This is a genomic window from Bacteroidota bacterium, assembly GCA_036522515.1.
GTDB lineage: Bacteria > Bacteroidota > Ignavibacteria > UBA10030 > SZUA-254 > VBOC01.
On record DATDFQ010000043.1, the window covers coordinates 1 to 26,673 of the forward strand.

General features: G+C 59.6%; 19 protein-coding genes and 2 tRNA genes. 12 read left to right on the plus strand and 9 right to left on the minus strand.

Features of this window, described 5'->3' with window-relative positions:
* Nucleotides 1-115: 115 nt before the first annotated feature.
* The gene (locus VI215_06325) at nucleotides 116-1,465 is read left to right on the plus strand and encodes a transposase family protein (protein HEY6191930.1); all 1,350 of its coding nucleotides are present in this window, start codon (nucleotides 116-118) and stop codon (nucleotides 1,463-1,465) included.
* A 133-nt stretch (nucleotides 1,466-1,598) separates the two neighbouring features.
* On the opposite strand, the gene VI215_06330 is transcribed toward VI215_06325, so the two are convergent.
* The 5 genes from VI215_06330 to VI215_06350 all read right to left on the minus strand — a co-directional run bounded on the left by VI215_06330 (nucleotide 1,599) and on the right by VI215_06350 (nucleotide 7,583).
* Nucleotides 1,599-2,777, minus strand: a complete 1,179-nt coding sequence (locus VI215_06330; protein HEY6191931.1) for an ABC transporter permease — start codon at nucleotides 2,775-2,777, stop codon at nucleotides 1,599-1,601.
* Nucleotides 2,774-4,009 carry an FtsX-like permease family protein gene (locus VI215_06335; protein HEY6191932.1) on the minus strand — a complete coding sequence of 412 codons (1,236 nt, stop codon included), beginning with the start codon at nucleotides 4,007-4,009 and terminating at the stop codon, nucleotides 2,774-2,776. Before VI215_06335 ends, VI215_06330 begins: the two co-directional genes overlap by 4 nt.
* A 35-nt stretch (nucleotides 4,010-4,044) precedes the next feature.
* Nucleotides 4,045-4,710: an ABC transporter ATP-binding protein gene (locus tag VI215_06340; GenBank protein ID HEY6191933.1), complete on the minus strand. Its 666-nt coding sequence runs from the start codon at nucleotides 4,708-4,710 to the stop codon at nucleotides 4,045-4,047.
* A 54-nt stretch (nucleotides 4,711-4,764) separates the two neighbouring features.
* A complete protein-coding gene (locus tag VI215_06345; protein HEY6191934.1) occupies nucleotides 4,765-6,033 on the minus strand; it encodes an HlyD family efflux transporter periplasmic adaptor subunit in 1,269 nt (422 codons plus the stop codon).
* A gap of 161 nt (nucleotides 6,034-6,194) precedes the next feature.
* Nucleotides 6,195-7,583 carry a response regulator gene (locus VI215_06350; protein HEY6191935.1) on the minus strand — a complete coding sequence of 463 codons (1,389 nt, stop codon included), beginning with the start codon at nucleotides 7,581-7,583 and terminating at the stop codon, nucleotides 6,195-6,197.
* 544 nt (nucleotides 7,584-8,127) lie between these two features.
* On the opposite strand from VI215_06350, the gene VI215_06355 reads away from it, so the two are divergent.
* The 4 genes from VI215_06355 (at nucleotide 8,128) to VI215_06370 (ending at nucleotide 9,802) form a co-directional block, all read left to right on the plus strand.
* Nucleotides 8,128-8,214: transfer RNA gene (locus VI215_06355), tRNA-Leu, on the plus strand.
* A gap of 82 nt (nucleotides 8,215-8,296) precedes the next feature.
* Complete coding sequence (locus VI215_06360; protein HEY6191936.1) at nucleotides 8,297-8,704, plus strand: hypothetical protein; 408 nt, start codon at nucleotides 8,297-8,299, stop codon at nucleotides 8,702-8,704.
* Between the two features lie 89 nt (nucleotides 8,705-8,793).
* Nucleotides 8,794-9,387 carry a Maf family protein gene (locus tag VI215_06365; GenBank protein HEY6191937.1) on the plus strand — a complete coding sequence of 198 codons (594 nt, stop codon included), beginning with the start codon at nucleotides 8,794-8,796 and terminating at the stop codon, nucleotides 9,385-9,387.
* 7 nt (nucleotides 9,388-9,394) lie between these two features.
* Nucleotides 9,395-9,802, plus strand: a complete 408-nt coding sequence (locus VI215_06370) for a cobalamin B12-binding domain-containing protein (GenBank protein HEY6191938.1) — start codon at nucleotides 9,395-9,397, stop codon at nucleotides 9,800-9,802.
* 14 nt (nucleotides 9,803-9,816) lie between these two features.
* Here the strand turns inward: VI215_06370 and VI215_06375 are convergent, their stop codons facing one another.
* The 4 genes from VI215_06375 to VI215_06390 all read right to left on the minus strand — a co-directional run bounded on the left by VI215_06375 (nucleotide 9,817) and on the right by VI215_06390 (nucleotide 14,431).
* Nucleotides 9,817-12,237: a DNA polymerase domain-containing protein gene (locus tag VI215_06375; GenBank protein ID HEY6191939.1), complete on the minus strand. Its 2,421-nt coding sequence runs from the start codon at nucleotides 12,235-12,237 to the stop codon at nucleotides 9,817-9,819.
* A complete protein-coding gene (locus tag VI215_06380; protein HEY6191940.1) occupies nucleotides 12,203-12,964 on the minus strand; it encodes a slipin family protein in 762 nt (253 codons plus the stop codon). The genes VI215_06375 and VI215_06380 overlap by 35 nt, the downstream gene beginning before the upstream one ends.
* A gap of 21 nt (nucleotides 12,965-12,985) precedes the next feature.
* Nucleotides 12,986-14,242, minus strand: a complete 1,257-nt coding sequence (locus VI215_06385) for a nodulation protein NfeD (protein HEY6191941.1) — start codon at nucleotides 14,240-14,242, stop codon at nucleotides 12,986-12,988.
* Nucleotides 14,243-14,344: 102 nt separating this feature from the next.
* A tRNA-Ser gene (locus VI215_06390) sits at nucleotides 14,345-14,431 on the minus strand.
* Between the two features lie 518 nt (nucleotides 14,432-14,949).
* On the opposite strand from VI215_06390, the gene VI215_06395 reads away from it, so the two are divergent.
* Genes VI215_06395 through VI215_06425 form a run of 7 tightly spaced genes read left to right on the plus strand, consistent with a single transcriptional unit; the run spans nucleotide 14,950 to nucleotide 26,621 of the window.
* Nucleotides 14,950-17,151 (plus strand): hypothetical protein, encoded by a 2,202-nt coding sequence (locus VI215_06395; protein ID HEY6191942.1) that lies wholly within the window; start codon nucleotides 14,950-14,952, stop codon nucleotides 17,149-17,151.
* A gap of 10 nt (nucleotides 17,152-17,161) precedes the next feature.
* Nucleotides 17,162-19,825: a YCF48-related protein gene (locus VI215_06400; GenBank protein ID HEY6191943.1), complete on the plus strand. Its 2,664-nt coding sequence runs from the start codon at nucleotides 17,162-17,164 to the stop codon at nucleotides 19,823-19,825.
* Nucleotide 19,826: 1 nt separating this feature from the next.
* Nucleotides 19,827-22,691, plus strand: coding sequence for a TonB-dependent receptor (locus VI215_06405; GenBank protein HEY6191944.1), 2,865 nt, complete (start codon nucleotides 19,827-19,829; stop codon nucleotides 22,689-22,691).
* A gap of 13 nt (nucleotides 22,692-22,704) precedes the next feature.
* Nucleotides 22,705-23,730, plus strand: coding sequence for a PorV/PorQ family protein (locus VI215_06410; protein HEY6191945.1), 1,026 nt, complete (start codon nucleotides 22,705-22,707; stop codon nucleotides 23,728-23,730).
* Between the two features lie 3 nt (nucleotides 23,731-23,733).
* Nucleotides 23,734-24,948: a hypothetical protein gene (locus VI215_06415; GenBank protein ID HEY6191946.1), complete on the plus strand. Its 1,215-nt coding sequence runs from the start codon at nucleotides 23,734-23,736 to the stop codon at nucleotides 24,946-24,948.
* A 16-nt stretch (nucleotides 24,949-24,964) separates the two neighbouring features.
* On the plus strand, nucleotides 24,965-26,098 hold the full coding sequence (locus tag VI215_06420; GenBank protein HEY6191947.1) for a DUF1028 domain-containing protein: 1,134 nt from the start codon (nucleotides 24,965-24,967) through the stop codon (nucleotides 26,096-26,098).
* A 13-nt stretch (nucleotides 26,099-26,111) separates the two neighbouring features.
* On the plus strand, nucleotides 26,112-26,621 hold the full coding sequence (locus tag VI215_06425; GenBank protein HEY6191948.1) for a hypothetical protein: 510 nt from the start codon (nucleotides 26,112-26,114) through the stop codon (nucleotides 26,619-26,621).
* The last annotated feature ends 52 nt before the right edge of the window (nucleotides 26,622-26,673 follow it).

Here is a 26,673-nt window from a genome sequence, read left to right on the forward strand (position 1 = left end):
CGATTTGACTCACTAAAGATCTATTCCAAATGGGGTTGTTGCCTCACGTATATTTCTATTCCAAAATCAGTGGAGATTTTCGACCTTTTGGTAACCATTCCGAGAGGTCGATCCCATGGGACTTACTATGCGTGAGAAGCATTCCATCATCCGGGAGCTGGCCCCTAAGTTCCAGCACGCGGCCAAGAAGGAACGGGGCCGTATCCTCGACCGCTGTGTGGAGATCACCGGGTATACTCGCTGCTATGCGGCCTATGCGTTGCGCCACTGTGGCTCTGAGCGGATCCTGGTCATCGGCGGCAAACGAGTCGTCTTTATCCCGGGGCACGCCCGGGCTCCGGGAGCGCGAAGGAACCGCTCTCAGGTTTATTACCAGCCCGGGTTCTTCGATGCCTTGAAGTTCCTCTGGGCCCTCTCCGACGGGCTCTGCGGCAAACGTCTGGTTGCCTTTATCCGGGAGACCCTTCCAGAGTTGGAACAGCGAGGATCGATCAAGCTACCTGATCAAGCCACGCGTGAAGCCCTTCTCAGGGTTAGTCCTGCCACAGTCGATCGGCATCTTACGGCGACAAGGACGCGAGTTGCATTAAAGGGGCGTTCCACAACCCGCCCCGGAACGCTTCTGAAGCACCACATTGCCGTCAGGACCTTTGCCGACTGGAACGAACAGACGCCCGGCTTCTGCGAGGTCGACCTGGTGGCGCACGACGGCGGCGTAGCCTTCGGGGACTTCGCTCAGACCCTCACCGTCACCGATGTGGCCACTGGCTGGACTGAACCACGGGTCGTCAAAAACAAGGCCCAATGCCATGTTTTTACCGCTCTCAAGGACGTCCGCAACGAGCTCCCCTTTCCCTTGCTCGGGATCGACTCCGACAATGGCGGTGAGTTCATCAACAACCAGCTCTACAGGTACTGCATTGACGAGCGGATCACCTTTACTCGATCCCGTGCGTACCGTAAGAACGACAACTGCTTCGTCGAACAAAAAAACTACTCTGTCGTCCGCAGGACCGTCGCCTACTACCGCTATGATACACAGGAGCAACTCGAGCTCCTCCAAGGGCTCTACGCCCTTCTACGGCTGTATATTAACTTCTTCCAACCCGTCATGAAGCTCAAGGAGAAGGTCCGCACCGGCAGCCGTGTCACCCGACGGTACGACGCTCCTCAAACACCGTATCGCCGGCTCCTGGAACATCCATCGATTTCTGATGACATCAAGCAGGCTCTCCGTGACCAGTATCGCTCACTCGACCTCGTCCAGCTCAAGCGGGAGCTCAATCACCTCCAGGCTCGATTGTTCAATTCGGCGCTCGCCAGACCAGCTCCACCACCACCTCAGATTAACAAAGGCGGCTACGCACAACCAAACCATCCCTGGAGACATTCCAAGCTCAGAGGCAAATCCAAGACCTGTTCCGTCCCCTCCACACCTCCACAAATCGAGGAGACCAAGCCTTGATTCAGAAGAAAAATATCGCAATACTCACATTCGCGGCCTCCACCGTTCACCCTGTTCACACACAGATTTCGAATAGAAACTTACATGAGTCAACGAATCAGGTTTCGAATAGAAACTTACGTGAGGCAATAAGTCACTCGTAATGGAGCGCGTCGGCGGGCTGGACCGCCATCGCGAGCCATCCCGGAAAGAGGCTGCAGAGGTATGTGGTGCCGTACATGATCCCAAGCGAGAGCGCAAGGGAAGTCAGGTACACTCCGGGAGTGATAAACCCGATGAGATCCAGCAGCGGGAGCTGCATCATCAGGATCGTTCCTGCGGCGACGCCGAGTGTCGTGATCACCACCTGCTCTCCGTGGATCTGCCGGGAGACGTTGCTCGCGGTGCCGCCGAGCGCGCGCCGGAGTCCGATCTCTTTAGTGCGCTGGGAGACATTCTGCCACAGCACGCCGACGAGCCCGAGTGCGACCATGGCGAGGAGGAAGACTGCGATCACTCCTCCTGTAATCAGCGGGGCAAGGCGCACCTTGAGATTCGATTCGCGGGCGGCCGAGAGTGTTTCGATGTCGAACGACCAACCCTTCTGAACCGATTCCAGCACGCTGATGAGGCGCCCCTGGAATGCGGCGGTGGTCCCTTCCCGGAGTTTGATCACGAACCCGCCGTAACGGAGATCGGTCGTATCCTCCAGCCTGAAGCGGGAGATCTGATAGTTCACCGTACCGGAGAGCTCTCCGTCCTTCCGGAAATCTTTCATCACTCCGACGATTCGGGAGTTCGAATCGAGCGATTGTTTGCCGAGGGGGTTTTCCGCGCCGTATAACGTATGTGCAAGCTCCTCGTTGACGACAACGGGGTCGAAGTTCGAGGCGTTGTCTTCCTCGGTAAACCATCTGCCCGCGGTCATCGGCACACCCAGGACCTGCCGGATCGCATCGGAAGCGTTGTTGACCTCGGCTTCAACGGGCACACCGTTAAACTTGGTCGAATGGATCGAGGTGGAGTTGGCGTAGGGCGCGGCCGACATCCAGCCGACCGATTCGATTTCCGGCTGGTCCCGCATCACCACCCGGAGCTTTCGGAGACCCTCGCCGAGCACCGCGTTGAATCCCTTTCGCGGGAGCCGGGAATGCACCTGGACGGTCCAGACGCGGTCGATCGCGTATCCGAGCGGCTTGCGGTAGTTGGTCACGTAGTAGGTGGCCCCCGTGAGAACGACAAAGAGGACGATGAACGAGACGAATATCTCGATCATCAGGAGTCCGTTCACCCGTTTTCTGTTCCAGACCATTTTTAAGAGGTGGCGTATCATCGCATTGCTCCTTTCAGGGCATTCACGGGATGCATCCGGGCCATCTTCCACGCGGGATAGACTCCCGAGATGACCCCGAAGCAAAGGATGCTTCCGAGCGCGTAAAAGAAGAGCCTGACGTTGAGGTGGAAATCCGAATACTGGAAGAGCCCGCTATCGCCCAGCATCGACAGGATGACGATCGAAAGGATGAATCCGATGACCCCGCCAATGAACGTGAGCAGGATATTCTCCACGAGGAATTGTCCCACGAGAGTTGCGGAGGACGCGCCGAAGGACTTGCGGACCCCGATCTCCGATGCGCGCTCGATGATTCTGCTGATGTTGATATTCACCAGATTGACGGTGGGGAGAAGCATGAAGAGAAACGCCGCGAGGAAGAGAGCCACGGTGAGTATCGCGCGCTCGTGCCCCCCGCTGTTCGAAAACATCTCCCGTGCGGCTCCGTCGAACTCAGTCCCGGGCTCGGATTCGATCTTTTCATAGCGCGTCGATGGAAGTTCCACCTGCTTCATGCGGGAGGTGAATTCGCCCTTGATCCGGGCGAAGTCCGACGCATCGAAAGCGAGGATGAGCCCGATGCAGTCGAACAGGAGCTGCTGCTTGTACTCCGGGTCGGGGGTCGTGCTCAGGGGAACCCAGATGTCGGAAAAAGGGACCTTCCGGTAGATCGGGACGTTCGCGACGACTCCCACCACCCGGAAACGCTGGCGGTCTGCTTCGAGGAATTTTCCGACCGCCGGCCCGTTCCCGAAGAGTTTTTCCTTCGTCGCCTGGTTGATGACGGCGACAAAGTTGGCATTCTTCTCGTCGTCGGGCGTGTAGGGGGCCCCCTCGAGAAACGTGAATTCAAGAATCTTCCAGAATTCGCCGTCCGTCCGCTTGAGGTACGGTTTGAGATCGTATCCGTCCTTGTACGAAGAAACGATCCGCTGCTCCGATGCAATCGAAGTCAGTTCAACCCCGGGCAAAGTGCGCATATACTTGTCGAGCAGTTTGTACCCGGGATTGCCGATTTGGACCTCCTGCGAACCCGACATCTTCGCCCGCTCGACGAGGAGCGTCCGGTCCTGTTTCACCTCCGGCGGCATCGGCGAAAAGGCGATGTCGAGGACCGCAGTCGCCACCATCAGCACGACGAGCGTCAGGCTGATAGCGAAGAGGCTGATAAAGGTGAAAAATTTGCGGCGCCGCAGTACTTTGATGGCGATCTTGAGATAGTTTTTCAGCATGCCTTCTCCTTTGGATTGAGTCCGTGGGCGCCGGCTTAGTTAACCTGCCGGCCGTCGAAGAGACGGATGGTTCGCTCCGTTTTTTCCGCCATCCTTGGGTCGTGGGTTACCATGACGACCGTGGTCTTCTCCTGGTTGTTGAGGTCGAGGAGGATGTTCATGATTTCATCCCCCATCTGGCTGTCGAGGTTGCCGGTCGGCTCGTCCGTCAGAAGGACGCTCGGTTTGCCGACGATGGCGCGGGCGATGGCGACGCGCTGCTGCTGCCCGCCGGAAAGCTGGGAGGGAAAATGATGGACCCGGGAGGTGAGCCCCACCCGGTCGAGCGCCTGAAGAGCCTGCTTGCGGCGCTCGGAGCCCGAAAGCCTGCGATAGAGGAGCGGAATTTCCACATTATCGACGACGCTCAGGTCATGAATCAGGTGAAACGTCTGGAAAACAAATCCGAACTGGGAGTTTCTGAGTCGCGCGAGATCGCGGTCGCCGAAGGAGGTCACCTCTTTGCCCCCCAGGATGAGCCGCCCGCCGGTTGAGACGTCGAGCAGGCCCATGATATTCAGCAGCGTACTCTTACCGGACCCGGACGGGCCCATGATCGAAACGAACTCGCCCTCGGCGATATCCAGGTTGATGTTGTGCAACGCCACTGTTTCTACCCGTTCGGTGCGATAGACTTTCTCGATCTGTTGAAGCGTCAGCATACGGATTCCCTTCGTTCGGTTGTTGAGTCAAAGAATGATGAATTGCCCGGGTTTCTACTTGAGCCGGATTTCTTTTACGGTGATGTAGTCTTTCATTTCGGAGATGACCACTTCGTCCCCTTTTCTCAATCCCCCGAGAACCTGCACGTAATCGAACCCCGCCACGCCGATCGTAGCCGTGGTCCGGATCGCGCGATCTCCGCGGACCACAAATACTTCCTGAGGGCCCCGGCCCGTCAGATAGGGTCCTTTTGCCAGCCGGAGGGAGATCCCTGAATAGGCCGTCACCACCGCGACGTCCACGCGAAGCTTCGAGCGGAGGCGGGAGTCCGATTTCTCGTTCAGAGAGATTGAAAACCGAATCGTGCCGTTCTCGATGGTCGGATCGATGTCCGATACTTCACCCTCCAATGTCCCGCCATTCCAGGCGACATGTGCGCGCTGCCCCTTCGCAAGCGTCCCGGCGTGGATGTCGGAAATTTCGGCGTCCACGCGGTAGGCGTTAAGGTCCGAGAGTCTCGCAAGAATTTCGCCGCTCCGGATGGTCGATCCAACCTCTTGTGCGACCATGGTCAGGACCCCGTCCCTCGGAGCCCGGCAGGAGAGGATGTCGAGCTGGCGCTGAATGTCAGCCTCCTCTTTTTTCAGCGTGGCGATTGCAGTTGAAATTGCCTGCAACTGGTTGGTGAGCGATTGGTCGGTGTTCCTGATCGATTGCTCCAGACCGGCCTGTTCGGTGCGGGCGATCTCCTCCTCGAGCTTTGATTGCTCGAGCTGGTCCTTCGAGCTTGCGCCGATGGCGTACATCTTTTCCTCCTGGACCGACTTCGATTTCAGGTAGGTGAGCCGGAGGTCCTTGATCCTGAGCTGGCTCTTCAGATCGGCCATGGCATGTTGCTGGTCGAGCTTCAATTGCGCGGCATGGTTTGCGTTCAACGCGAGGTCGTTCCGGACCCGGTCGAGGGCAAGTTTTGATTCGCTGATGTCGAGAAGGAGGAACTGATCGCCTTTCGCGAGGTGCTCACCGGGCCGCCTCAAGACCTGAAGCACGCGTGTGTTCGCGGGGCTCGAAATCGCTTCCTCAAACCTTGGGACGACCGTCCCGCTTGCCGAGATGGATGCTTCCACGAGGCCGGAGTCCACGACAGCCGTCCGCAGGTCATTCCTCGGGATCGACGGGGTGATCCATGCGGAGAGGAGGAGAAAGGCTCCGGTGAGAGCCGCAAGGGCGATCACCGCCTGCGTGATACGTTTCCTGGCGCGGTGTCGTACGAACGCCGGGTCCAGCGGCCTGTCCATCGGCTCGGTTTGGTGACGGATCATCGGAGGGTCTTCATGGTTTGATGTGCATGATGCTTGCAATCTTCATGCCACGGTGAATGCCGCAGGCGAGGGGCGGAAATAGGGTGACGCGGGAGTGGAGTGTCCGTTAACGGACAGTCACTGTCCGCAATCGCAACTCCGAGATCGGGTCGGGCGGGATCTTACGCGGTCTGGAAAGACCGGTAACGCTTCAACTTTCCTTCGATGAGGCCTATAAGGAGGTCGGGCTCGACGGGCTTCGTCAGATAGTCGTCCGCGCCCAGTTGCAGCCCGGACTGTATGATGACGTTGTCCTGAAGTCCGCTGATAAACACGAACGGGGTGTTTCGCAATTGGGGCTGTTCCATGACGGACTTGAAAAATTTGAACCCGTCGAGGTCGCCCACTTTAAACGTGATGTCGCTCAGGATGAAGTCGATCGGACTCGACTGCACCCGCTCCATCGCGGTCGCGACGTCGGGGGCGAGGATCACCTGGAAGCCGTGCGCAGTCAGGATGCCTCCGAGGGAGCTCAGGATGGTCGGGTCGTCATCGACGAGGAGAATCCGTCCCTTTGTCACATGGCGCTGCAGGCTCGACAGAATCGAAGGCTCCACCCGCTTCGATTCCTCGGGTGTAATCCTGAACCGCTCCTTGAGCCGCTCGAGGGCGCCGGTGTCGGCAAGATTCATTTCACCAGAAAGGGTTGATTTCTCCACCTGCTCCGCGTAGAGCTTGAGCCGCAGATCGGATTCGGCGGCAAGGCGCTCTTCGCGGGACAATTCAAGCAGCGCCTGCAACTTCGCCAATGTGTTTTCGTCCTCGGCCGACGGCACGCCGCCCGGGCACAATTCTCCCATCCTTCGGCGGAAGAGGGAGACACACTCTGCTTTCGCTTCGGGAACCTTCGCGCCCAGAAGCTCCATGTTCGCATGAAGCTCCTGCTTGAGACGCCCGATCTCCAGATCGAGTTGTGCGCGCAGCTCTGCGCTCTTTTGTTCTCCTTCGCGGATCCTGCTTTCTGATTCTTCCTGAAGCCTCTTCCGTTCGGCTTCGAGCGCCGTGATTTTCGCCTGTTCCTGGCTGAGGGCGAACTCTGCCGCCGCCCGCGCCTCCGCCAGTTTACGGTCGCATTCCTCCTGGAGCAAGCGCTCCCGTTCCTTCCATGAACGCCGCTCCTGCTCGGCCAGGAATTCATCCTCCTCTTTCACGCGCCGTTCTATCGCGGCGATCGCCTCGGCGGGGAGAGGGGCGGATGCGGGTTCGGGAGAAGGTTGGACCGGCGACGGAGTCGCGTCGGTCGCCGCCACGTCGTTGGTGGAATCCGCCGGGGCGGGAGAATCCTTTTTCTGGCAGCATTCGAGACGCTCTTTGAACGTATCGAGCATCGGATGGTTCGGCTCCAACTTTGCCGCCTCTGCGAGCTCCAACCAGGCCTTATCGAACTGCCGGTCGAGGATAAACCTGTCGGCGATCCGCAGTCGCTGATTGAATGCTTCCGACCTCCGCCTGCGCTGGATGTCAACGACATGCGGGCTCGAGGGTGCGGGAGGCTGGGGCCTGCCGTTCATATTGAAATTCTATTCATTCTACGTTCCACGCGTCCGGCTCACTCCTGATGGATGACCGTTCAATGTACGGACAATCACGGCCCGCCGCCACTGTGGCGGGCTCCCGTCCGAATGGAATGTACGAAACCGGGGCGTTTGCGCGGTGTGCGTCGTCACGCCGGTCCGCCATGGCGCCCCCTCAGAGCCTGCAATCGCGTGAGCGCGGTCACCGATAAGGCCCCCGGTGCATTTCTAACAAACATTAGAGAAATTTAACTATAAAAGAGAGGGGGAGAGTCGTATATTCACCCTATTGTATTGTACCGGGCGCGATGGTGAAGGGGAGTGGATCGCGCTCCCGGAGTGCAGGATGAGGGGGGGTTGGCCATCAATTCCCGTCAATTGCGAGTTCGTATTCCTCCTTTCTGTTTTGTGGATGGGTGGATGGAGGATACAAGCGGAGGAGGACAGAGCATAGGCTGTTCTCCTCCTGTTATTTCCGCCCCGTCGATCGTTGCAGCTTTCCCTTGAATTTCGTCAGAAATTGTCGTAGATTCCACCACTTGCGCGAGTGGTGGAACTGGCAGACACACCATCTTGAGGGGGTGGCGCCCGGAAGGGCATGCGAGTTCAAGTCTCGCCTCGCGCACCAGAATCAACCCCGGAATGGGCCCGGATTTTAACGTTCGGGGCTTGACTTTTGCAGTTTGGAACCGTATCTTAGCGGTGTCGCGATGAGAACAATCTTAACTGCATTCTCGTTACTCCTCACCCTTTGGAGTGTTGCTCACTCCGAAATCATCAAGTCCACCTCCCTCCAGGCAAGCAGCGACGGCATCAACATCACGATCCGCTGGGTGACGGAAGATGAATCGAACGTAGCCCGGTTTGAAATTGAGCGGCGGACCGACAACGACGACGCCTATGCGACCGTCGCCTCCCTCGATCCGAAAGGCCCTTCACTCTACGAGTATGTCGACCGCTCTGTCTTCAGAAAAACGGCGACAATCTACCATTACCGGGTGAAGGTGTACTTCTCGAACGGCGCGACGCCGGTCTATTCGATCGACCTCCCCGTTTCACACACCGTTTCCGGTGTCCGGAGGACGTGGGGAAGCATCAAGGCGATGTTCCGTTATTGAAGAACCCTCCCACATGTCGGTGATTGTTTCGATCGAGAGCGAATTATCCGAGTCGCTCTTTTTTGTTTTTGTGAAGCTCCGGCCTCCTCATGCGGCCTGACCGGAAACTGATTCTGGCTTCGCGCTCGCCCCGCCGGCAGCATCTCTTGCGGCAGATCGGATGGGAGTTCGAAGTGCGGGAGAGCGGAATCGACGAGGTCTTCCCTCCGGGCGCGGACCCGCGGGCGGCCGTCGCGTCACTTGCGGAACAAAAGGCATCGGCGGTCGCGCCCGCTTACGCGGACGCGATCATCCTCGGGGCGGACACTGTCGTGGTCATCGACGGCACGGTGCTTGGAAAGCCTGGGAGTCCGGAAGATGCGTCCCGGATGCTGCGGCTCCTCAGCGGGAAGACGCATGAGGTGCTTACCGGATTCGCGCTTCTTGACAGGCCGACGAACAAGCGCGCGGCCGGCGTTGAGCTCACCCGGGTCACGTTCCGCACGCTCTCTGCGGATGAAATCGGGGAGTACGTCTCTGCCGGTTCTCCGATGGACAAGGCGGGAGCGTACGGCATTCAGGATGATCGTGGAGCCGTGTTTGTGGAACGGGTGGAAGGATGTTTCTATAACGTTGTGGGCCTTCCGCTGACGCGGCTCTACGTCACCTTGCGGGATTTTCAGAAACAACTCGGGAACCTCTAGGGACTTCATGGAAAAGAAAATCAGGATCTTGATCGCGAAGGTCGGCCTCGACGGCCATGACAGGGGAGCAAAAGTCATCGCGGCGGCGCTGCGTGACGCGGGAATGGAAGTGATCTACACGGGCTTGCGGAAGAGCCCGGAGATGGTGGTCGAAGCGGCCCTGCAGGAGGATGTCGATGCGATCGGAGTGAGCCTTCTGAGCGGGGCGCACATGACGATCATCCCGAGGATTCTGGCGTTGATGAAGCAGCACCAACTCGAGAACGTGCTCCTGTTCGGGGGCGGAATCATCCCCGACCAGGATATCAAGGAGTTGAAGCGGATGGGGGTGGGGGAACTCTTCACTCCGGGAGCCTCCACGATCGACATCATCGGCTACGTCAGGGAGTGGATGAAGGCGCACCGGCCCGCCTAGGGGGGGGCGGCGACTCAGCTCTCGTCGAGCCAAATGGTGGGCCCGGAAGCGGGTGTTTCGGTTTCCTCGGCTTCTTTATCCTTTTCTCCGGACGGAACAGGCTTCGTGAGTATCTCGATTCCCTCCGCCGAGAAGGGGAACAGGTCGTCAACCGAGAAGATCTTCCCGAAATCGGTCGAACTGAAGAAAAGGTCGAATTTTTTCGAGAACTCGTCGAGGCGCCTCACGTAGTACCGGGTGTTTTCATCCGGGAAGTTCGGATCCCATTCTTCGGCGAGCTTCGCGTGCTCGAACCCCTTCGCGCGGAGGTCCTCACCCGTCAGATAGAACGAGACCTGATCCCCCCGTTTCCACCGGAGCCCGGAGTGGGCGGCGACTTCATAACTCGCAGCCCGGTTTCGCTTCCCGGCGGCAACCGCCGCGGTGTACTCTTCAAGGCTTTCCTTCAGCACTTCCGAGCGCGAAAAATCCTCCACCCTCATCTTATGGCCGGTGAGTTCGGCGTGGTACTTTCCGTAGAGCCGGTGGAGTCCGTCGATGTCCCGCCGGAGGAGGCACTCGATGCATCCCCGGAGATACCTCCGCCCGAACCGCTCCGCGCTCCTCGAATTCAGCGAAGACCCTTTGATCCGAACCCCCCCGTCCTGGCGGAGAAGCGCATAGTTCTTCTTTTTGTAGCTCAGGATCAGCGGGTACTTCCCGTTGATCGCCAGCCGGATCCGCCTGGGCAGCGGCCGCGCGATGTGGCCGATCAGCCGCTTGATACCGTCGTCGTCCCGCGCATCGGGAGGAGGGACGAAGAAGATCCCGTCCGTGTCGACCATGATCACCGTTCCCCCGAGCTCCGAGATCGCGGCGATCAGCTGGCGCAGGAGGCGCTGGCCGTTTTCCGTGACGCGATCCGCGGCGTCGGGGTCGCTGAACAGCGCGTGCGTGTATCCGAGGTATCCGTAGAACGAGTTAATGAGGATCTTGAAGGAGGATTGCATCGCGTCGAGCTTCGTCCTGAGCCCGGTTTCCCCTGCGGCCTCCATTTTCCGCTTTGTGTTGAGCCTCATCTCCGTGAGACGCTCGAGGAGGCGGTGGAACACGCCGAGGGGCTCCGACCGGGGCCCGATCCCGTCGGCAAGCATGAGGGAGGGGTAGAGCGACTCGATATCGGCATCGACAACCGGCCCCAGGATGCCCGTATGGAATATGTCCGTGTAGCCCCCGCCGGTCTGGATTCCCGGAGCCGGCCTCGGCACGGAGTGTTTTTGCCGAACGTACTCCCTGAGTAGAAGAGACTCGATCTTGGCGGCAGAACCGATCCGGGCGACCGTCCCGTAATTGAACGGGATCATGCTCGACAGGTAAAAATAGGTCGGGGAAAGGAGCCCGGCAAGCAGACGGGTTTCGGTGACGTCGTCGAGGGCGTACCGCATGAGCGTCTCGGGTTCATGGTCCCAGGTCCATGAGATCCTGCCCGGCTCGACCAGGACGCGGCCTTCCCGCGCGAAGCCGAAATGCCGGGCCGCATATTTCAGCCCGTAGCTCTCGAGATTTCGTTTCGAAACGTCGTAGGCCTGGACGAGGAGCCAGGTGTCGATAATGTGGCGCCCGGCGATCTCCCAGGAGACGTACTCCACCGCCCGCTCGGCGAACGCGGTGCGCGAATCGTACGAACGGACCGGCGTGCCGTCCCGTCCGATCGCACACTCGATCCCGTGGAGCTTGCACCTCGCCACGATGTAGTGCAGGTCGAAGTTGTAGATATTGTGCCCCTCGATCACGTCCGGGTCCATCCTGCGAATCAGGTCGATCATTTCTTTGAGGAGTTCCTTCTCCGATTTGTTCCTCCCGCCCAGCACCGTTTCCCAACCCCGGTTGTCGGAAAGGGCGATCAGGATGATCCGGTCTTCGAGGCGGGCAGGGTTGCTGAATTGCGAGCCGCGGCTCGAATACGTTTCGATGTCGAGTTGCAACCGGTGGAGCTCGTCGAATTCCATGCCTTTGAAAAGCGTCATGCCCGATTGCATCAGGAATTGCGACACGGGGTCCGGACGGAGGTGGAGGGAGGGGAGGTCCGCGTACGATGCGATGGCGGTGCCCGATCGCTGGTTGGAACGCATGATAAGATGGTTGACCGCCTCCCACATTTCGGACCAGCGGGTGAAGGCGCAGATGTGCTGGTAGTCGTTGTGGCCGTCGAGCCGCTTGATCCAGTGCTTGCGGGAGAACCCCTCCAGAAGGGAGGAATCCGTCAGGAAGAAAAAGGGATAGAATTCCAATTCCTTCCGGACCACTTCGCCCGCCCGGCGCTGGTAGACCCGCATCGTGCCCTCGCCGGAATGCTGGATCGCCAGAATCCCCTCTTCGGAGTTCTGGCCGAACAGGACCGGATCGTACGCCGGCGGCGCGTTACTTTTTGCGGCTGCGCTCGAGGAACGGCTCAAGAATATCGATCGGAACGGGGAAGAGGATGGTTGAATTCTTGTCGACGGCGACCTCCGTCAGCGTCTGCAGAAACCGCAATTGGAGCGAGACGGGGTTCATCGAGATGATATTCGCAGCCTCCAGGAGCTTCTGGCTTGCCTGGAACTCGCCCTCGGCGTGCACGACCTTCGCGCGGCGCTCGCGTTCGGCCTCCGCCTGTTTCGCCATGGCTCGCTGCATCTCGATTGGGAGATCGATTTGTTTTACTTCGACATTGGAGACCTTGATTCCCCAGGGCTCCGCGTGCTCATCGATGATCTGCTGGAGCTTGGCGTTGATCTTGTCGCGTTGCGCGAGCAGCTCGTCCATTTCCGACTGCCCCAGCACGCTCCTGAGGGTGGTCTGGGAGAGTTGCGAGGTCGCGAAGAGGAAGTTTTCCACCTCCACGATCGCTTTTTCCGGGTGTACGACCCTGAAGTAGATGACGGCGTTTACTTTGATGGAGACGTTGTCGCGCGTGATGACGTCCTGCGTGGGGACGTCGAGCACCACCGTCCGGAGGCTCACCTTGACGATCCTGTCGACGATCGGGATGAGGAAGATCACCCCGGGACCCTTCGCGGCGATGAGTCTTCCGAGGCGGAAGATGACCCCCCGCTCGTATTCCCGCAAGACGCGAATCGAATTGCTGAGGACGATGACCGCAAAAATCACGAGGATGACCGAGCCGATCGGAATCATTTCCATGGAACCCTCCGGGTCTGAACGTTAAACACGTTGACGGATTTTTAATCGCAGGTTTTCCACCTCCGCGACAATGACGGCGGTGCCTTTGTGAATCGTCCCGTCGAGGCTTGTCGCGTTCCAGATCTCGCCGTGCACCTTGATCCGGCCGTCCGGATTCAGTTCCGTCAACGCTTCCCCGGTCTCCCCGACGATCCCCTGGGCCCCGGTCTGGGGTTTCCGCCGTTGCGCCCTGATCCCCATCCCGATGGCAAACAGAAAGAAGGCCGAGGTGACCAGGACAGACGCCAGTATGACCTGCCAGGAGAGGGAGACGACATCGAGGGGTGAGCCGCTTCGAAAGAGCATGATGGAACCGAGCAGGAGCGATGCGATCCCCCCGGCGGTCAGGAGCCCGTGGCTGGGCACTTTGAGTTCGATGACGAAGAGCACGATCGAAAACAGGATGAGCGCGAGGCCCGCATAATTCACCGGCAACGTGTGGAGCGAGTAGAAGGCGAGGACGAGCGAAATGAATCCGACGATTCCGGGGAGGATCGCCCCGGGATTGTAGAGCTCGAAGAGGAGGCCGTAGAATCCGAGCATCATGAATAAATAGGCGATATTCGGATCGCTCAGGATGCCGAGGAGCCGTTGCTGAAACGACTTTTCGACGACGACGACCGCCGCATTCCGGGTGCTGAGGACACGGCTCCCGGCCGCGGTTTGAACCGTTCTCCCGTCGATCCTTTCGAGGAGCTCCCGCGTGGAAGAGGCGATCGTGTCGATGACATCCTGCCGGAGGGCCTCCGTTTCCGTGATGGAGAGGCTGTGCCGGACCGCGTCTTCCGCCCACCGGACGTTCCGGTGGCGTTTCTCGCTGATCGACCTGATGAAGGCCGCGGCATCGTTCGTCACCTTCGACGCCATCACAGAATCCATCTGCTCTCCGAGCGACACCGGGTGCGCGGCGCCGATGTTCGTGCCGGGGGCCATGACCGCCAGATTGGCCGCGAGAGTGACGAAGACGCCGGCCGAGGCCGCCTGCGAGCCCTGCGGCGACACATAGACTACCACTGGAACGGCGGAGGTGAGGAAGTCGGAGACAATCTCCCGCGTCGACGCCAGGAGTCCGCCGGGGGTGTTGAGCTGGACGACGAGGCACTCGGCCCCGGCGCCGGATGCGCGCTGAAGTTCCTCATGGAGATAATCGGCGGAGGCCGGGTTGATCGCGCCGTCCAACGTCACGACGAAGACCTTCCCCGATTGTCCGGAAACAGCAAGCGTCCAGAGAATTGTCAAGCAAACATGGATGGGAATGCGCCGAGCCTGAGACCGGATCCGCCTGGGCGGGATGCCGCTTCGTGGGGCCGCGCACGCCGGGCCTGGGGCGTTCATAACGAGCGGAAAGGGAGAGATTCGAACTCTCGGTACCCTTTCAGGTACACACGCTTTCCAGGCGTGCCAGTTAAACCGCTCCTGCACCTTTCCGGGATTGGTACGACGGAGAAAATATACACTAAAATCAGGTGAAAGTAAAAAAGCAAAACGCCCAGGTCGGGGGCTTGCCTGAGCGTTTGCATTACATTCTGCCAGTGTTGATAGGGACTGAACACCGGCAGGTGTAAAGATGGATCTATTTTACGTACCGTTAATTGTACTGATTCCACCCGAAACTGTCAAGGAATTAATTATTAGAAGTTTCTAATAGAAGGCGGGAACAGCGGTTCGTCCCGGGCGAGGCCCGGACTGAGCACGCTTGGGGAGCCGCGCGAAGAAACGCCCGGGTGGTGGCCAGGTTCAGTTCCCTCTTTGATTCACGCGACCTGAAGGTCGCGCCTACCGATGCCTCGGACTTGGTAGGCGCAGCCTTCAGGCTGCGTTTGGTTCGGCAGTTGAAATTGAGTCACTACGAATGCCTGAGGCCGTTTGATTTTAAAGAAACTTAGTTCTATATTGTTGGCCAATCTTCGGCTCTCTTCTCGATACGTTCTACTCTGGTATGTAATTTGAATCTGAAAGCCCCCGGACTTTTACTTCGTCCCCTCATTGCGTTTATTCTTCTCTGGTTGTCCTCAGTTGCCGCGGGTGAGCCCGACGGCTTTCAAAAGACGACGGAGCTCATCGACCGGAAATACACGAGTGTCGGAAACATCGGCATGACGGTGACGAACTTCGGCACCATCGGGACCCGCAACGCCTTCTGGCCGAAACAACCGTCGTGCGAATATCCGCGCGGTTCGCGCATCGAGCATATCTACCAGGGGGGGCTGTGGGTGGGCGGAGTGGTCAGGACGGTTGACCCGGGAAATCCGAGAAACGGCCAGATTCTGGTATCGACTGGCTCCACAGACCGCGCGTCGACTTCATCGGTGAGCGGCGGCGACTACGAATTCAACCCGGAGATTTCGGATTCGATCATGGAGCTCTCCGCACTCTCGGACGATCGGCCGGCCACTTCCCAGTTCTCGCCCCTCGCGGTCAGCCACCAGGATTTCATCTGCGACTATACCGACATGTTTACACGCTCTCCCTCGACCGGCGATTCGATTCTGAATCACAATCCGCTCGGGCTGAGGGTCCATCAGGAAAGCTACTCGTGGAATTTCCCCTTCGCCGATTTCTTCGTCATCCTCCGGTATCAGATCTACAATGCCGGCGCTGATACGCTCGATTCCGTCTATGTCGGCCTCTGGGACAACGCAGTCGTGCGCAACACAAACTATGTGCAACCGAGGACGGTCGGCTACTTCGACGTCACCGGCCAGGGGTATGATTCGGTCCAGAGGATGGCGTATTCGTTCGACTTCAACGGCGCACCGGGAGGCCCCCCGGCCGACAGCTACGTGGGGGTGAAGCTCCTGGGAACGACGCCGTTTCCCTCGCATGTCGATTCGATCGGTAACCTTCGCGCCCATACGTACTACAACGCATGGCAATTCCGGTTGAGCAGCGGGGATAATATCTATCTCTCTCCGACCGACGATTACAATTCGGACCGGTACCTGAGCAGGTATAGCCGGATGACGCAGACGATGCCCCAGGACCATATCGACCCGCTTCGCATCCTCCCGAAGAACGTGACGTACCTTCTTTCGACCGGCCCCTTCTCGCGTTTGAACCCGGGGGATTCCGTGGAAGTCGTCTTCGCGGTGGTCTGCGCAAAGAAGTTCGGGACAAATCCCGCGAGCCAGGACACGAGACTGCAGCGGCAAAACCTCTACACCAACTCAGGGTGGGCGCAACAGTCGTACCAGGGGGAAGACATCAACGGAAACGACAGCCTCGACCCCGGCGAGGACATCGCCGGCCGCGATTCTGTCCTCGGTTTGCAATATCTCCCGGACGGGAAAATCACCCGGTACCTTCTGCCGACCCCGCCCCGCCGTCCGAAAGTCCGGACGGAAGTCACCAACGAGAGCGTGATTGTCTACTGGGACAAGTCATCGTCCGAAGAATCGGTCGATCCGATCCTCGGCAGAAAGGACTTCGAGGGCTACCGGATCTACCGCTCCAATACCGGAGACGATTTTCAGAACCACGAAGACTTCACGGTCAATCTTGCGCTCGTCGGCGAGTTCGACCGGAGCGACGATCATGTGGGATATAACACCGGGTTCGGAAAAATCCTCCTCGACACCGCGAAGGTATTCGCCGGAGACACGGTACGGTACTGGTACCGCTTCCCGCCCAAGGGCGTGAACGTCGAACACCTGAACGGCTGGCAATACATTTACGCCGTGTCCGCGTTCGACCAGGGAGATTCCCTGAACAACGTTCCGAGCCTCGAGAGCGCAAGAATCCTCCACCGTGTGATACCGGGGACCCTCCCCACATCGGATGCCGGGGCCGAAATCGGGGTCTACCCGAATCCGTACTACGTCAACGCCTACTGGGACGGAGGCCGGGAACGGCAGCGCAAGATCTATTTCTATAATCTTCCGGCGCGTTGCGAGATCACCGTGTACACCCTCGCCGGAGATGTCGTGACGGTCCTCGAGCACGACGCCGCGACGAACAGCGGGGACCAGATCGGCTGGTTCAGTCAATTTGGCGACCCGACGACGCAGGCGCAGTTCGCGGGCGGCGAGCATGCCTGGGACCTCATCACGAGGTACGACCAGGCGGTCGCCACCGGCCTCTATCTGTTCACGGTCCGTGACGACGGGACAGGGCAGGTCAAGCGGGGAAAGTTCATGGTTGTCAAGTGACCGCCTGCCGATGAAGAAGTTGCTACTGCTGATCGTCCTCGCGTTGCTTCTGGTATCAGGATGTGAGAAAGAGACCCCTTCGCAGGCGATCCCGAACAAGCCCCCCAAGACGTATCTCTGGCTCTTCCCGGACTCCACGATTGCGGAAGGCCACAGCAGCCAGCACATCAGGTGGTGGGGCAGCGACCCGGACGGTATCGTCAAGGGGTTCCTCTTCGCATCGGGCAGGCTCCCCGCGGCCGCGCAGTCCGTTCGGGACACCATCGCCTGGCACTGGACGGACGCCAACGATTCCGTCATCGCATTCCCCCTCCTCGTCCGCAGGGACACATTTCAGATCGCCGTCCGCGCGGTCGACAATACGCTCGGGCAGTCTCTTCCAAATAATGCCACGATCCGCTTTGTCCCCGCGGGCACCCCGGCCGCGTCGTACAGCGGGACTCCGTTCTGGGACCGGAATGACAACGGACGGTTCGATGCCGGCGATGTCGAGCTCCCTGCATTAATTGGCGCCGTCGATCCGGGCCGTGCGGGGATCGGGATTCCCGTCCTCAACCAGCCTCCCTCGCTCGTATACGCGCAAAACCCCAACGACCCGGGCTCCGTCATGCAGCAGCCGGAGACGACGTTTACCGCGGCGTCGTTCGCCTGGGTAGGGTCGGACCCCGACGGGGATCAGACGATCGCCAATTACGAGCTCGCGCTCAACGACCCCTCGGACTCCTCGCGCTGGATTTCCGTGCCCGGGAATGTCAGGCTCGTTTCGCTTGTCGTTCCGCGCGACAGGAGCGACGGGCTCTCGGGAGTCCAGGAAGTCACCGCGGACGTCTGGGGCGGAACCTTCGCAACGACGCGCAGGCTGCTCGGCACGATCGGCCACCTGAAGCTCGACACCCTGAATAAGTTCTTCGTCCGCGCCAGGGACGTCGCCGGCGATGTGAGCCCCAACGCCGTGATGCCCTCCGACTCAACCCGCCACTGGTTTGTCAAAAACCCCCGCGGCAGGTTGCTCATCGTCGACGACTATATCTCTCCCGACCGCGATTCGGCTCTGGCATTCTACCGGAGGATCCTGCCCCAGGTCGGGTATCCTGACTTCGAAGTTCTGAACATCGGCGCGGGGCTGACAGCCCAGCAGAAGACCGACTCCCACGTGGGCCGGCTCGTGCCCCCGTTCGTCGACCCGGCGTTCCTGAACACGCTCCACCTCTTCGACGTGGTGCTCTGGTACACCGACCCGGTGCCGAGCCTCGCCGTCGCGCAATACCCGTTGTTCGAGTATGTGCGCGACGCCTCGCACAGGGGGAAGGTCATCTTCAGCACCCTCTTCGCGACTGCGAGCGATCCGCGCGGGGCCATCACCGATTTCTCGCCGCTCGACAGCATCAGCTCGGTGAACCTGAACACGACCCGCCTGCTTCCCGCGCTGGGCGACACGCGCATCCCCGGGGGATATATGCTTTTCCCCGATTCTTCAAACCCGGCTGACATCTTTCCCCCTCTCCAGTTTAACATCAGGCTCCCGAGCAACGCCAACCATTCGGTGTTCATGCGGCCGATTTACAAGCGCGCCGACGCGCAATATATCTATCATATTCAGGCCGACTCCCGGGTCCCGCTGCGCTACGCATACTCTTCGACCCTGAGCGATCTGCTTTCGATTTCAGGGAGCGGCGGGGATCTCTGGGCTTGCGGGACGGAGGGGACGCTGTTGCATACGTCGGACCAGGGTGCGACCTGGAAACGCCAGACGGGCGGGGTCAACGATAACCTGAACGCCCTGCAATTCATCGACGCGAACAACGGGTGGGCGGCCGGCGACGGGGGTGCGATCCTCAGGACAAACGACGGCGGATCGACCTGGTCGAATATCTCGGTCGTCACGCTCGAAAACCTTCTCGGGATTTGGTTCACAGGCAACGACAACGGAGTAGTTGTGGGGACGAACGGTCTCCTGATCCGGACGACCGACAGGGGCAACTCCTGGTTTTCCTCAAATTCCCATACGGGCAAGATCCTGCATGCGGTCTCCTTCGCGAACCAGCAAACGGGAATCGCGGTGGGGGATAGCGGGACCGTCATCAAGACCACGAACGGCGGGGCATCCTGGCGGGTGATTCCGCCGGCGACTCCCGCCCGTTTGAATTCGGTACGGTTCAGCTCTCCCTCCACGGTCCTTGCCGCCGGCTCGAACGGGACCGTGATCGTCTCCACCGACGCGGGCGATTCGTGGAACCCCCAGGGTCCTCCGACGGGCGCCGAGTTGACATCCGTCTATTTCATCGATCAAAACAACGGATGGGTCTGCGGCACTGCGGGAGCGTTTTTCCGCACGCAGGACGGAGGAGCGTCCTGGACATCACCGCCGGTGCCTCCGGGCACGACGCTGGGTCAACACCTCAGGGGAGTCTATTTCAGCGACGGGCTCCGGGGCTGGTGCGTCGCGACGGCGGGGTATATCGTCCACACGCAGAGCGGCGGTACGGACCCGGACTGGGTCACGCAACCCGCCGGAGTCCTGAACGTCGGCGTTATCGACGGAATCGGGATCGACGGGAAGCGTAGTTTCGTCTTTCTCGGCCTGCCTCTTCACCTGCTGGATGCGCAGAACGTCGGCCCAAGCACCGCCATTCCATTTTTGCAGCACGTTCTTCATGACGAGTTTGGAGAATGAGATGAAACTGATGATGCTTGCGTTGATCCTGTTCTCCGCCGCGGGGACCGCCCGGGGGCAGAGTTCGTCGAAGGGCTCAATCACCGGCAGGGTCGTCGACCAGAAGGGGGGAGAGGCCCTGGCGAGCGTGAACATCTCCGTGAAAGGGACCTACTACGGCGCGGTGAGCGACCTCGAGGGAAAATTCGCCATCGCGAACATCGGTCCCGGATCCTACACCGTTGACGCCTCACTCCTCGGGTATAAGACGGTGGAATATACGGATGTAAAGGTCGAGGGTGGCGGAAAGATCAACCTCGAAATCAAGATGGAAGAAACGGTGCTCAGCATCGGGCAGGAGGTTGTCATTATCGGAGAGAAACCGCTCTTCAACCTCGAAGAAACGCAGACATCCCGCTCGATCAAGAGCGAGGATATCAAGGCCTCGGCGGTGCAAAGCGTCCAGGATATCGTCTCGATGCAGGCCGGAGTCGTGCAGGCGGACAACGAGATTCACATCCGCGGCGGGAGGACTTATGAGAACGCGTACCTGCTCGACGGCGTTTCCGTCCAGGATCCCCTCGGCGGCACCGGTTTCGGATTGCAGCTCAGCCCCGGGTCGATCCAGGAAGTCGAAGTGATCACCGGGGGATACAACGCGGAGTACGGGCAGGCCACATCCGGGATCGTGAACATCACCACCAAGGAGGGGACGCAGAATTACACGGGGTCCCTGGGGTACAAACGCGATCATTTCGGGTTTAACCGGAATTCCCTTTCGAACTCAAACACGGACATTTACGAGCTGAGCCTCAGCGGCCCGGAGCCCCTGACGACGACCATCCTCCCGGCGCTCGGCGTGAAGGTGCCCGGGAGCGTCAGTTTCTTCGGGAATTTCTATACGAATCTCACCGACGGCTACCTGCGCTGGACGCAAACGCTGGAAAACGGAAAGCCGACGGGCTACCGTGTGGCCGTCCCGAACCAGCTCCGGTCGTCCCTCTTTCCCGGCAACACGTTCCTGATGCCGCGGGGGAGCAACAACTGGTCGTGGCTCGCAAAGATGACGTGGAAACCCGTTTCGACGTTGAAGCTCGCCTACAGCTATTCGACATCTATCTCGATCGACCAGGATTCGAAGACGTTCCAGGCGACCCTGGAGCACATCGAGCCGCTGCCCGGCTATCAGTATGAGTTCCAGAATATCCTCGACAGCGCCAACACCTTCACGCAACGGAATATACAGCATTCCTTCACCCTGACGCACACGTTGAGCCCCAAGACATTCTATGAGCTGCGCTTCAGCCGTTACAGTGCGCACGTGCGCGGGGACGCCAACGGCCTCTACTTCGACCAGTACCGCGAACCGAAGGACATCGTGACGCTCCCGATCGCGTATTACAATCAGAATCGGGATACGATCGGCGTGATCCCGGGCGACGGCTTTTACGATATCGGAAACGCCGCACGCTGGAGGGACCATTCCCTCGTCGAATACACGTGGAAGGGGGATCTCACCAACAATTTTACGGAGAAGCACAAATTCAAAGGGGGCGCCGAGCTGCGCTTCCAGAATATCCAGATGGTCGATATCGTGGACCCCTGGTTCAAGCCGCTCGGCTTGAATAACGATATTTATACGGTGAATCCCGCGTTGGGCGCCTTCTACGCGCAGGACAACCTCTCCCTGAAGGGGATGATCATTAACTTCGGCCTCCGGTTCGATTACTGGTTCCCGGGGAAATTTGTGGACGAAACCGTCGGGCTTCCGTCGTCCCAGACGAATATCTCGGACGCGATACGGACCGCCTATCTCGACGACACCTTCGACCTCTTCGGGCGCCGCTGGAAGGGCCGGCTGAGTCCCCGCCTCGGAATTTCCCACCCGGTGTCGGATAACCAGACTCTCTTCTTTTCGTACGGCCACTTTTCAAAGCTTCCCCGGCCGCAATTCGTGTATGCCAAGCTCGCGGCGACGAGCGCAACCTCATCGTTTCAAACGATCGGGAACCCCGACCTGAACCCGGAAACGACGGTTTCCTACGAGCTCGGATTGCGCAACCAGTTAAGCGGAAGCGACGTCCTGACGGTCACGGCGTACTACAAGGATATTTTCGATTACATCACGGCCCGGACCGTCCAGGTGCAATCGTCCCGCTTCTCGGGCGGATCCTATACCACCTACGTGAATCTGGACTACAGCCGCATCCGCGGCGTGGAAGTGGAGTACAAGACCAGGATCGGAAGCTGGTTCAGGGGCACGGCGTCCGGTTCGTATTCGATCGCGACGGGAAAGAGCTCGCAGGCAGACGATGCGCTCTTCAACCTCCAGCAGGGACTCGAAGAAAATATCAGGGAGGTTCCGGCTGTGTTCGACCGGCCGCTCCAGTTCGGCGTCAACCTGAACTTCACCTCCCGGAAGAACTCCCCCCTGTTCGGATTCGGCAGGGGATTCCTCGATGATTATAACGCCTTTGTCCGCCTCTTCTACGAATCGGGGAAGCGCTACACCCGCCAGATTCTCTTCGGGTACGATGCGTCAACGGGGCGTCCCGAGTACATTCCCGATTACAAGAACCCGTATGCGCAGGTGGCGGCGCCCTGGTTCTACATCGACTTCAACCTCGAAAAGTATTTCGACATCGGAGTGGGGAAACTTACCTTCTCGCTGGAGGTCCAGAATCTGCTCGACCGGAAAAATTCCGAAATCATCAATCCGGTTACGGGAAAGGCGTACGAGTACGGCGACCCGACCCAGTACCCGTCGCCGCAGGTCAACGATCCCCTCTATCCCGACCTGACGCCTCCGGTCTCTCCGTTCCCGTACAATCCGGCGCGTTACCTGAACCCTCGGACGTACCGCCTTGGCCTTGCGTTTTCATTCTAACGACAGACGAATTTTGAACGGTAGAACTTACATTCGAACGCTCTTCATCGCGGCCCTGGTCCTCTCGGCACAGGAGCTCACGCGGGCCCAGCTGATTCCCAATCTCGGCGGACAACGGGCAGGCATCTCGGCCTTTCAGTTCCTGAAGATCGGCGCTGGCGCGAGGGGCACCGCCCTGGGGGAAACTTTTGTGGCGATTGCGAATGACGCTTCGGCGATGTACTGGAACCCCGCGGGGCTGACACAGTTCGAGGGGAACCAGGCGATCGCCGCGCACACGTGGTATGTGGTCGACCTGAAGCACGAGTTTTTTGCCGGCGCGTACCACCTTTCGGGAAGCGACGCGCTCGGGTTTTCGGTCATATCGCTCCACACGGCGGACATGCCGGTCACGACGGAGACCCAGCCCTTCGGAACGGGCGACTATTTTTCGTACGGCGACGTTGCCCTGGGCCTGACCTACGCAAAAAAGATGACCGATCAGTTCAGCTTCGGCCTCACCGTCCGGTATGTCCAGGAGACGCTCGATATTCTGAAGATGCGGGGAATCGTCGCAGATCTCGGCACCTACTACTGGACCGGCATCGGCTCCTCCCGGTTTGCGGTTGTGGTCTCGAATTTCGGCGCCGATGTGGCGCCGAGCGGAGAGGTGACGGAGTACAGCGGGGAGAAGGTCAGCTCGTTCCAGTCATTCTCTCCGCCGACGCAGTTCAAGATCGGGTTTGCCATGGAGGCCCTCCAGACGGAGAACTCCCACGTCACCACGTCCCTGGAGCTGAATCATCCGAACGACAATGCCGAAAACGTGCATCTAGGGATCGAGTACCAATGGGAACAATGGCTCTGGTTGCGGACGGGCGTGAAGCGCACGATCGGCGAACCCCTGTTCGGCAGGGACAATTCGAGCTCGAACGACGTGACGTTCGGCCTGGGAATCGCAACCATGGTGTCTGCAAACCGGGTCAACGTCGATTATGCGTTTGCCAACTATAACACTCTTGGAGGAGTTCACCGTGTCTCAGTCGGTTTTTCCTTCTAGGCCATGAAATCCGTCACCGTCCATCTCTTGTTCGGCCTCGCGTTCGCCCTGGCGCTCTTGTCGGGGTGCGATCAACGTTTCTCGATCGGCCCTTTGCTCGAGCTGGCGAAGCAGCAGCACAGGACGACACCCGTCGGCGATACGTCGTACGTGGAAATCTACCCTCCCTGGGGAGGGTTCGAAAGTCCCCGTGCGATTATCGTGGGGAACGACCAGCTCATCTATGTCGCGGACTACGACAAGAATGAAATAGTGATGCTGGATGCAGGCGGCACGGTCCTGAAGCGGGATCATTCGATCATGCATCCGATATCGCTCGTTCAGAACTCAAAGCTGGACCTCTATGTCGGCGCAGAGACCATCGCCCCCAACGGAATCGATACCATCGGAGCCATCTACAGGATATTCCTCGTCCGGTTCGATACGACATACATCTCAAGAATCGACACCGTGATCGGTCCGCTGGGGGACACGACGATCACCCGGGTGAGGAGGGACACCTCCTATTTTGCGGATCATGACCTCCCCAACGCCCATCGCCGGGTCGTTCTTCAGGAACCGGGTCGGCCCCACAGGCGCTATCCCGGAATCGGAATTCTCCCCGGAAATGCGTACCTGGTCGCCCGGACGGGACCCGACAACACGAGTTTTGTCGATCCCGACACGCGCATCCTCCGCTTTAACCGCGGCGACACGCTCATCACACCGCTCGGAGATCTGGTCACCCGGCCTTCCGGCGGGACGGCGATCACCGATATCCGTTATGTCACGGGCATCATGGTGTTCCCCGCGTCGAGCGACTTCATACTCACCCAATCCACCGATGGTGTGGTCTTCGGAGCCATCTGGATGACGTTTACAAACACGATCGATTTCCAGGGTTGGCTCCCGAGATACGACCCCGCCAACGGAGCGCAACGCTCGACCGATTTCATCCGTCCCTACATGTATCAGAACGCGTCCGCAGTCGCTTACGACAAGAAACGGCGGGAAATTTTCATCGTCGATTCCAAGCTCGACAGCGTCCTGAAATTCAACCAGAAGGGACAATTCCGGGCCGAGTCGTTCGGGCAGACTGTGACCTCGTCGGGCCAATTCCCGGGACTCAATTCTCCGATGGGGGTCGCGTTTTCGAACGATTGCACCCTCTACATCGCCGACACCGGCAACAAGCTTGTCCGGCGCTTCAGGCTCTCCATCCAGACTTCCTGCAACTGATCGCCGGCGGAGACCGATGAACCGGACCCGGATCGCACTTCTCCTGACTCTCTGTTGCGGTTGCCTCTTTGCCCAGCCCGCTTCCTCCGGAAGACCGGGAGACGCTCCCATTGAGGGCTGTTCCATTGCCGCCTGGGACTCGGCCACCGGCGACATCGGAATCGCGCTCGAATCTTCGTTTACCGGGGCGGGGGGAATTGCTCCGTACGCGCGCGCGAATGTCGGCGCGATCGTCACGCAGTCGGTTGCGAACCCGGAGTTCGGTACCATGGCGCTTGGCATGCTCTCCCGCGCTCTCGGGGCGCGCCAGGCGGTGGAGGGATTGATCCAGGAAGACAGCACACCCGATGTACGACAGCTCGCGATCGTCGACGCGCATGGCGGATCATTTGCTTTCACCGGCAGCGGCTGCCGGGGCTATGCGGGAAGCCTGACGGGAAGGGGCTATGTTATTCTGGGAAACGGCCTCACCGGCGAAGGTGTTCTCAGGGCTGCGGCCAGGGTCTTTGAAACCGCGCCGGGAGAGCTTGCAGCAAGAATGATTCTGGCGCTGAAGGCCGGAGAGGCGGCGGGAGGAATGGCGGGAGGCAGCCGCTCTGCTGCGCTTCTTGTGGTAAGAACCAGGGGCGGCTATCGCGGCCTGACCGACAGAATGATCGACCTTCGTGTCGACGACGACCCTCTTCCGATCGGGCAGTTGGAGAGAATGTACTCGCGGAGCGCAACCGCTCCGCCTTCGCTTCCCTCCGGCCCCGTGCTCATCGAGGATCGGTTGCGCGCCATCGAGCAATTCAACAAGGACAAGAACTATTCGGCCGCCAGGGAGGAGATGTTGCGCGTGGCCGAGGAGTACAACAGACAGCTCCGGGCCCATCCCGACGACCCCGATCTCCTGAACAGGGCGGCCTGGAATCTTTCGACGTACGATATCGACAAGGAGTGCGCTCTCCAGCTGGCCAAGCGCGCGGCAACGCTCGCGCCCGGCCGCAGGGAAATGCTTGCCACCATGGCGGAATGCCATTACCGCCTGGGACACTACGATGAGGCCATCGCCATCGAGACGGAGCTTCTGGCCAAGGAACCCGCCAATGACGAGTACTGGAAACAACTTCAGAAGTTCAAGGACGCGAGGCAAAAGGCGGGCCGGTAGGTTGTTGTCCGCGGTGCGGCACTGGATTCCGTTCGCGCTCCTGATCGTTTGCGGGTGCGGACGTCACGGTTCCGGCGGCTCCGGCGACCGCCCGTTGAGCCCGGACGCGGTGAATGTCTCCGGTATCCGTTTCTCCCAGACTCCGCAAGAAATCCGCCTCCTGCTTCCCGATGCTCACTGCGTGAAAAACTCGCCCGAGGCCGAGATCTGCAGCTGGATCCCGGGCCGGGAGGAGCGGCGGGGGGGATTCCGGGGAGTGGAACGGCTGTTATGCAGATTTCGGCACGACTCGCTGCGCTCCATCCGCGTCGAATATCTTGAAATGCTCGACGTGGAATTTTCCGCATTCGATAAAGAGGTCCGCGGGAAGTACGGGTACGTTCCCGCACCCGAAGGCCTCGACACCCTCTTCGCCGAGTGGCAATACGACTCGCTTGCCGTCTCCCTGACACCGAACAAACGGCCCCACTGGACCGGACAAGTTTCCATCTACCGGCCGGTACTTGAGTTTGAGCGGCGGTAGCCGCGCGAATATCTGGAATCGTCGGTAGGCGCGACCTTCAGGTCGCGTGGCT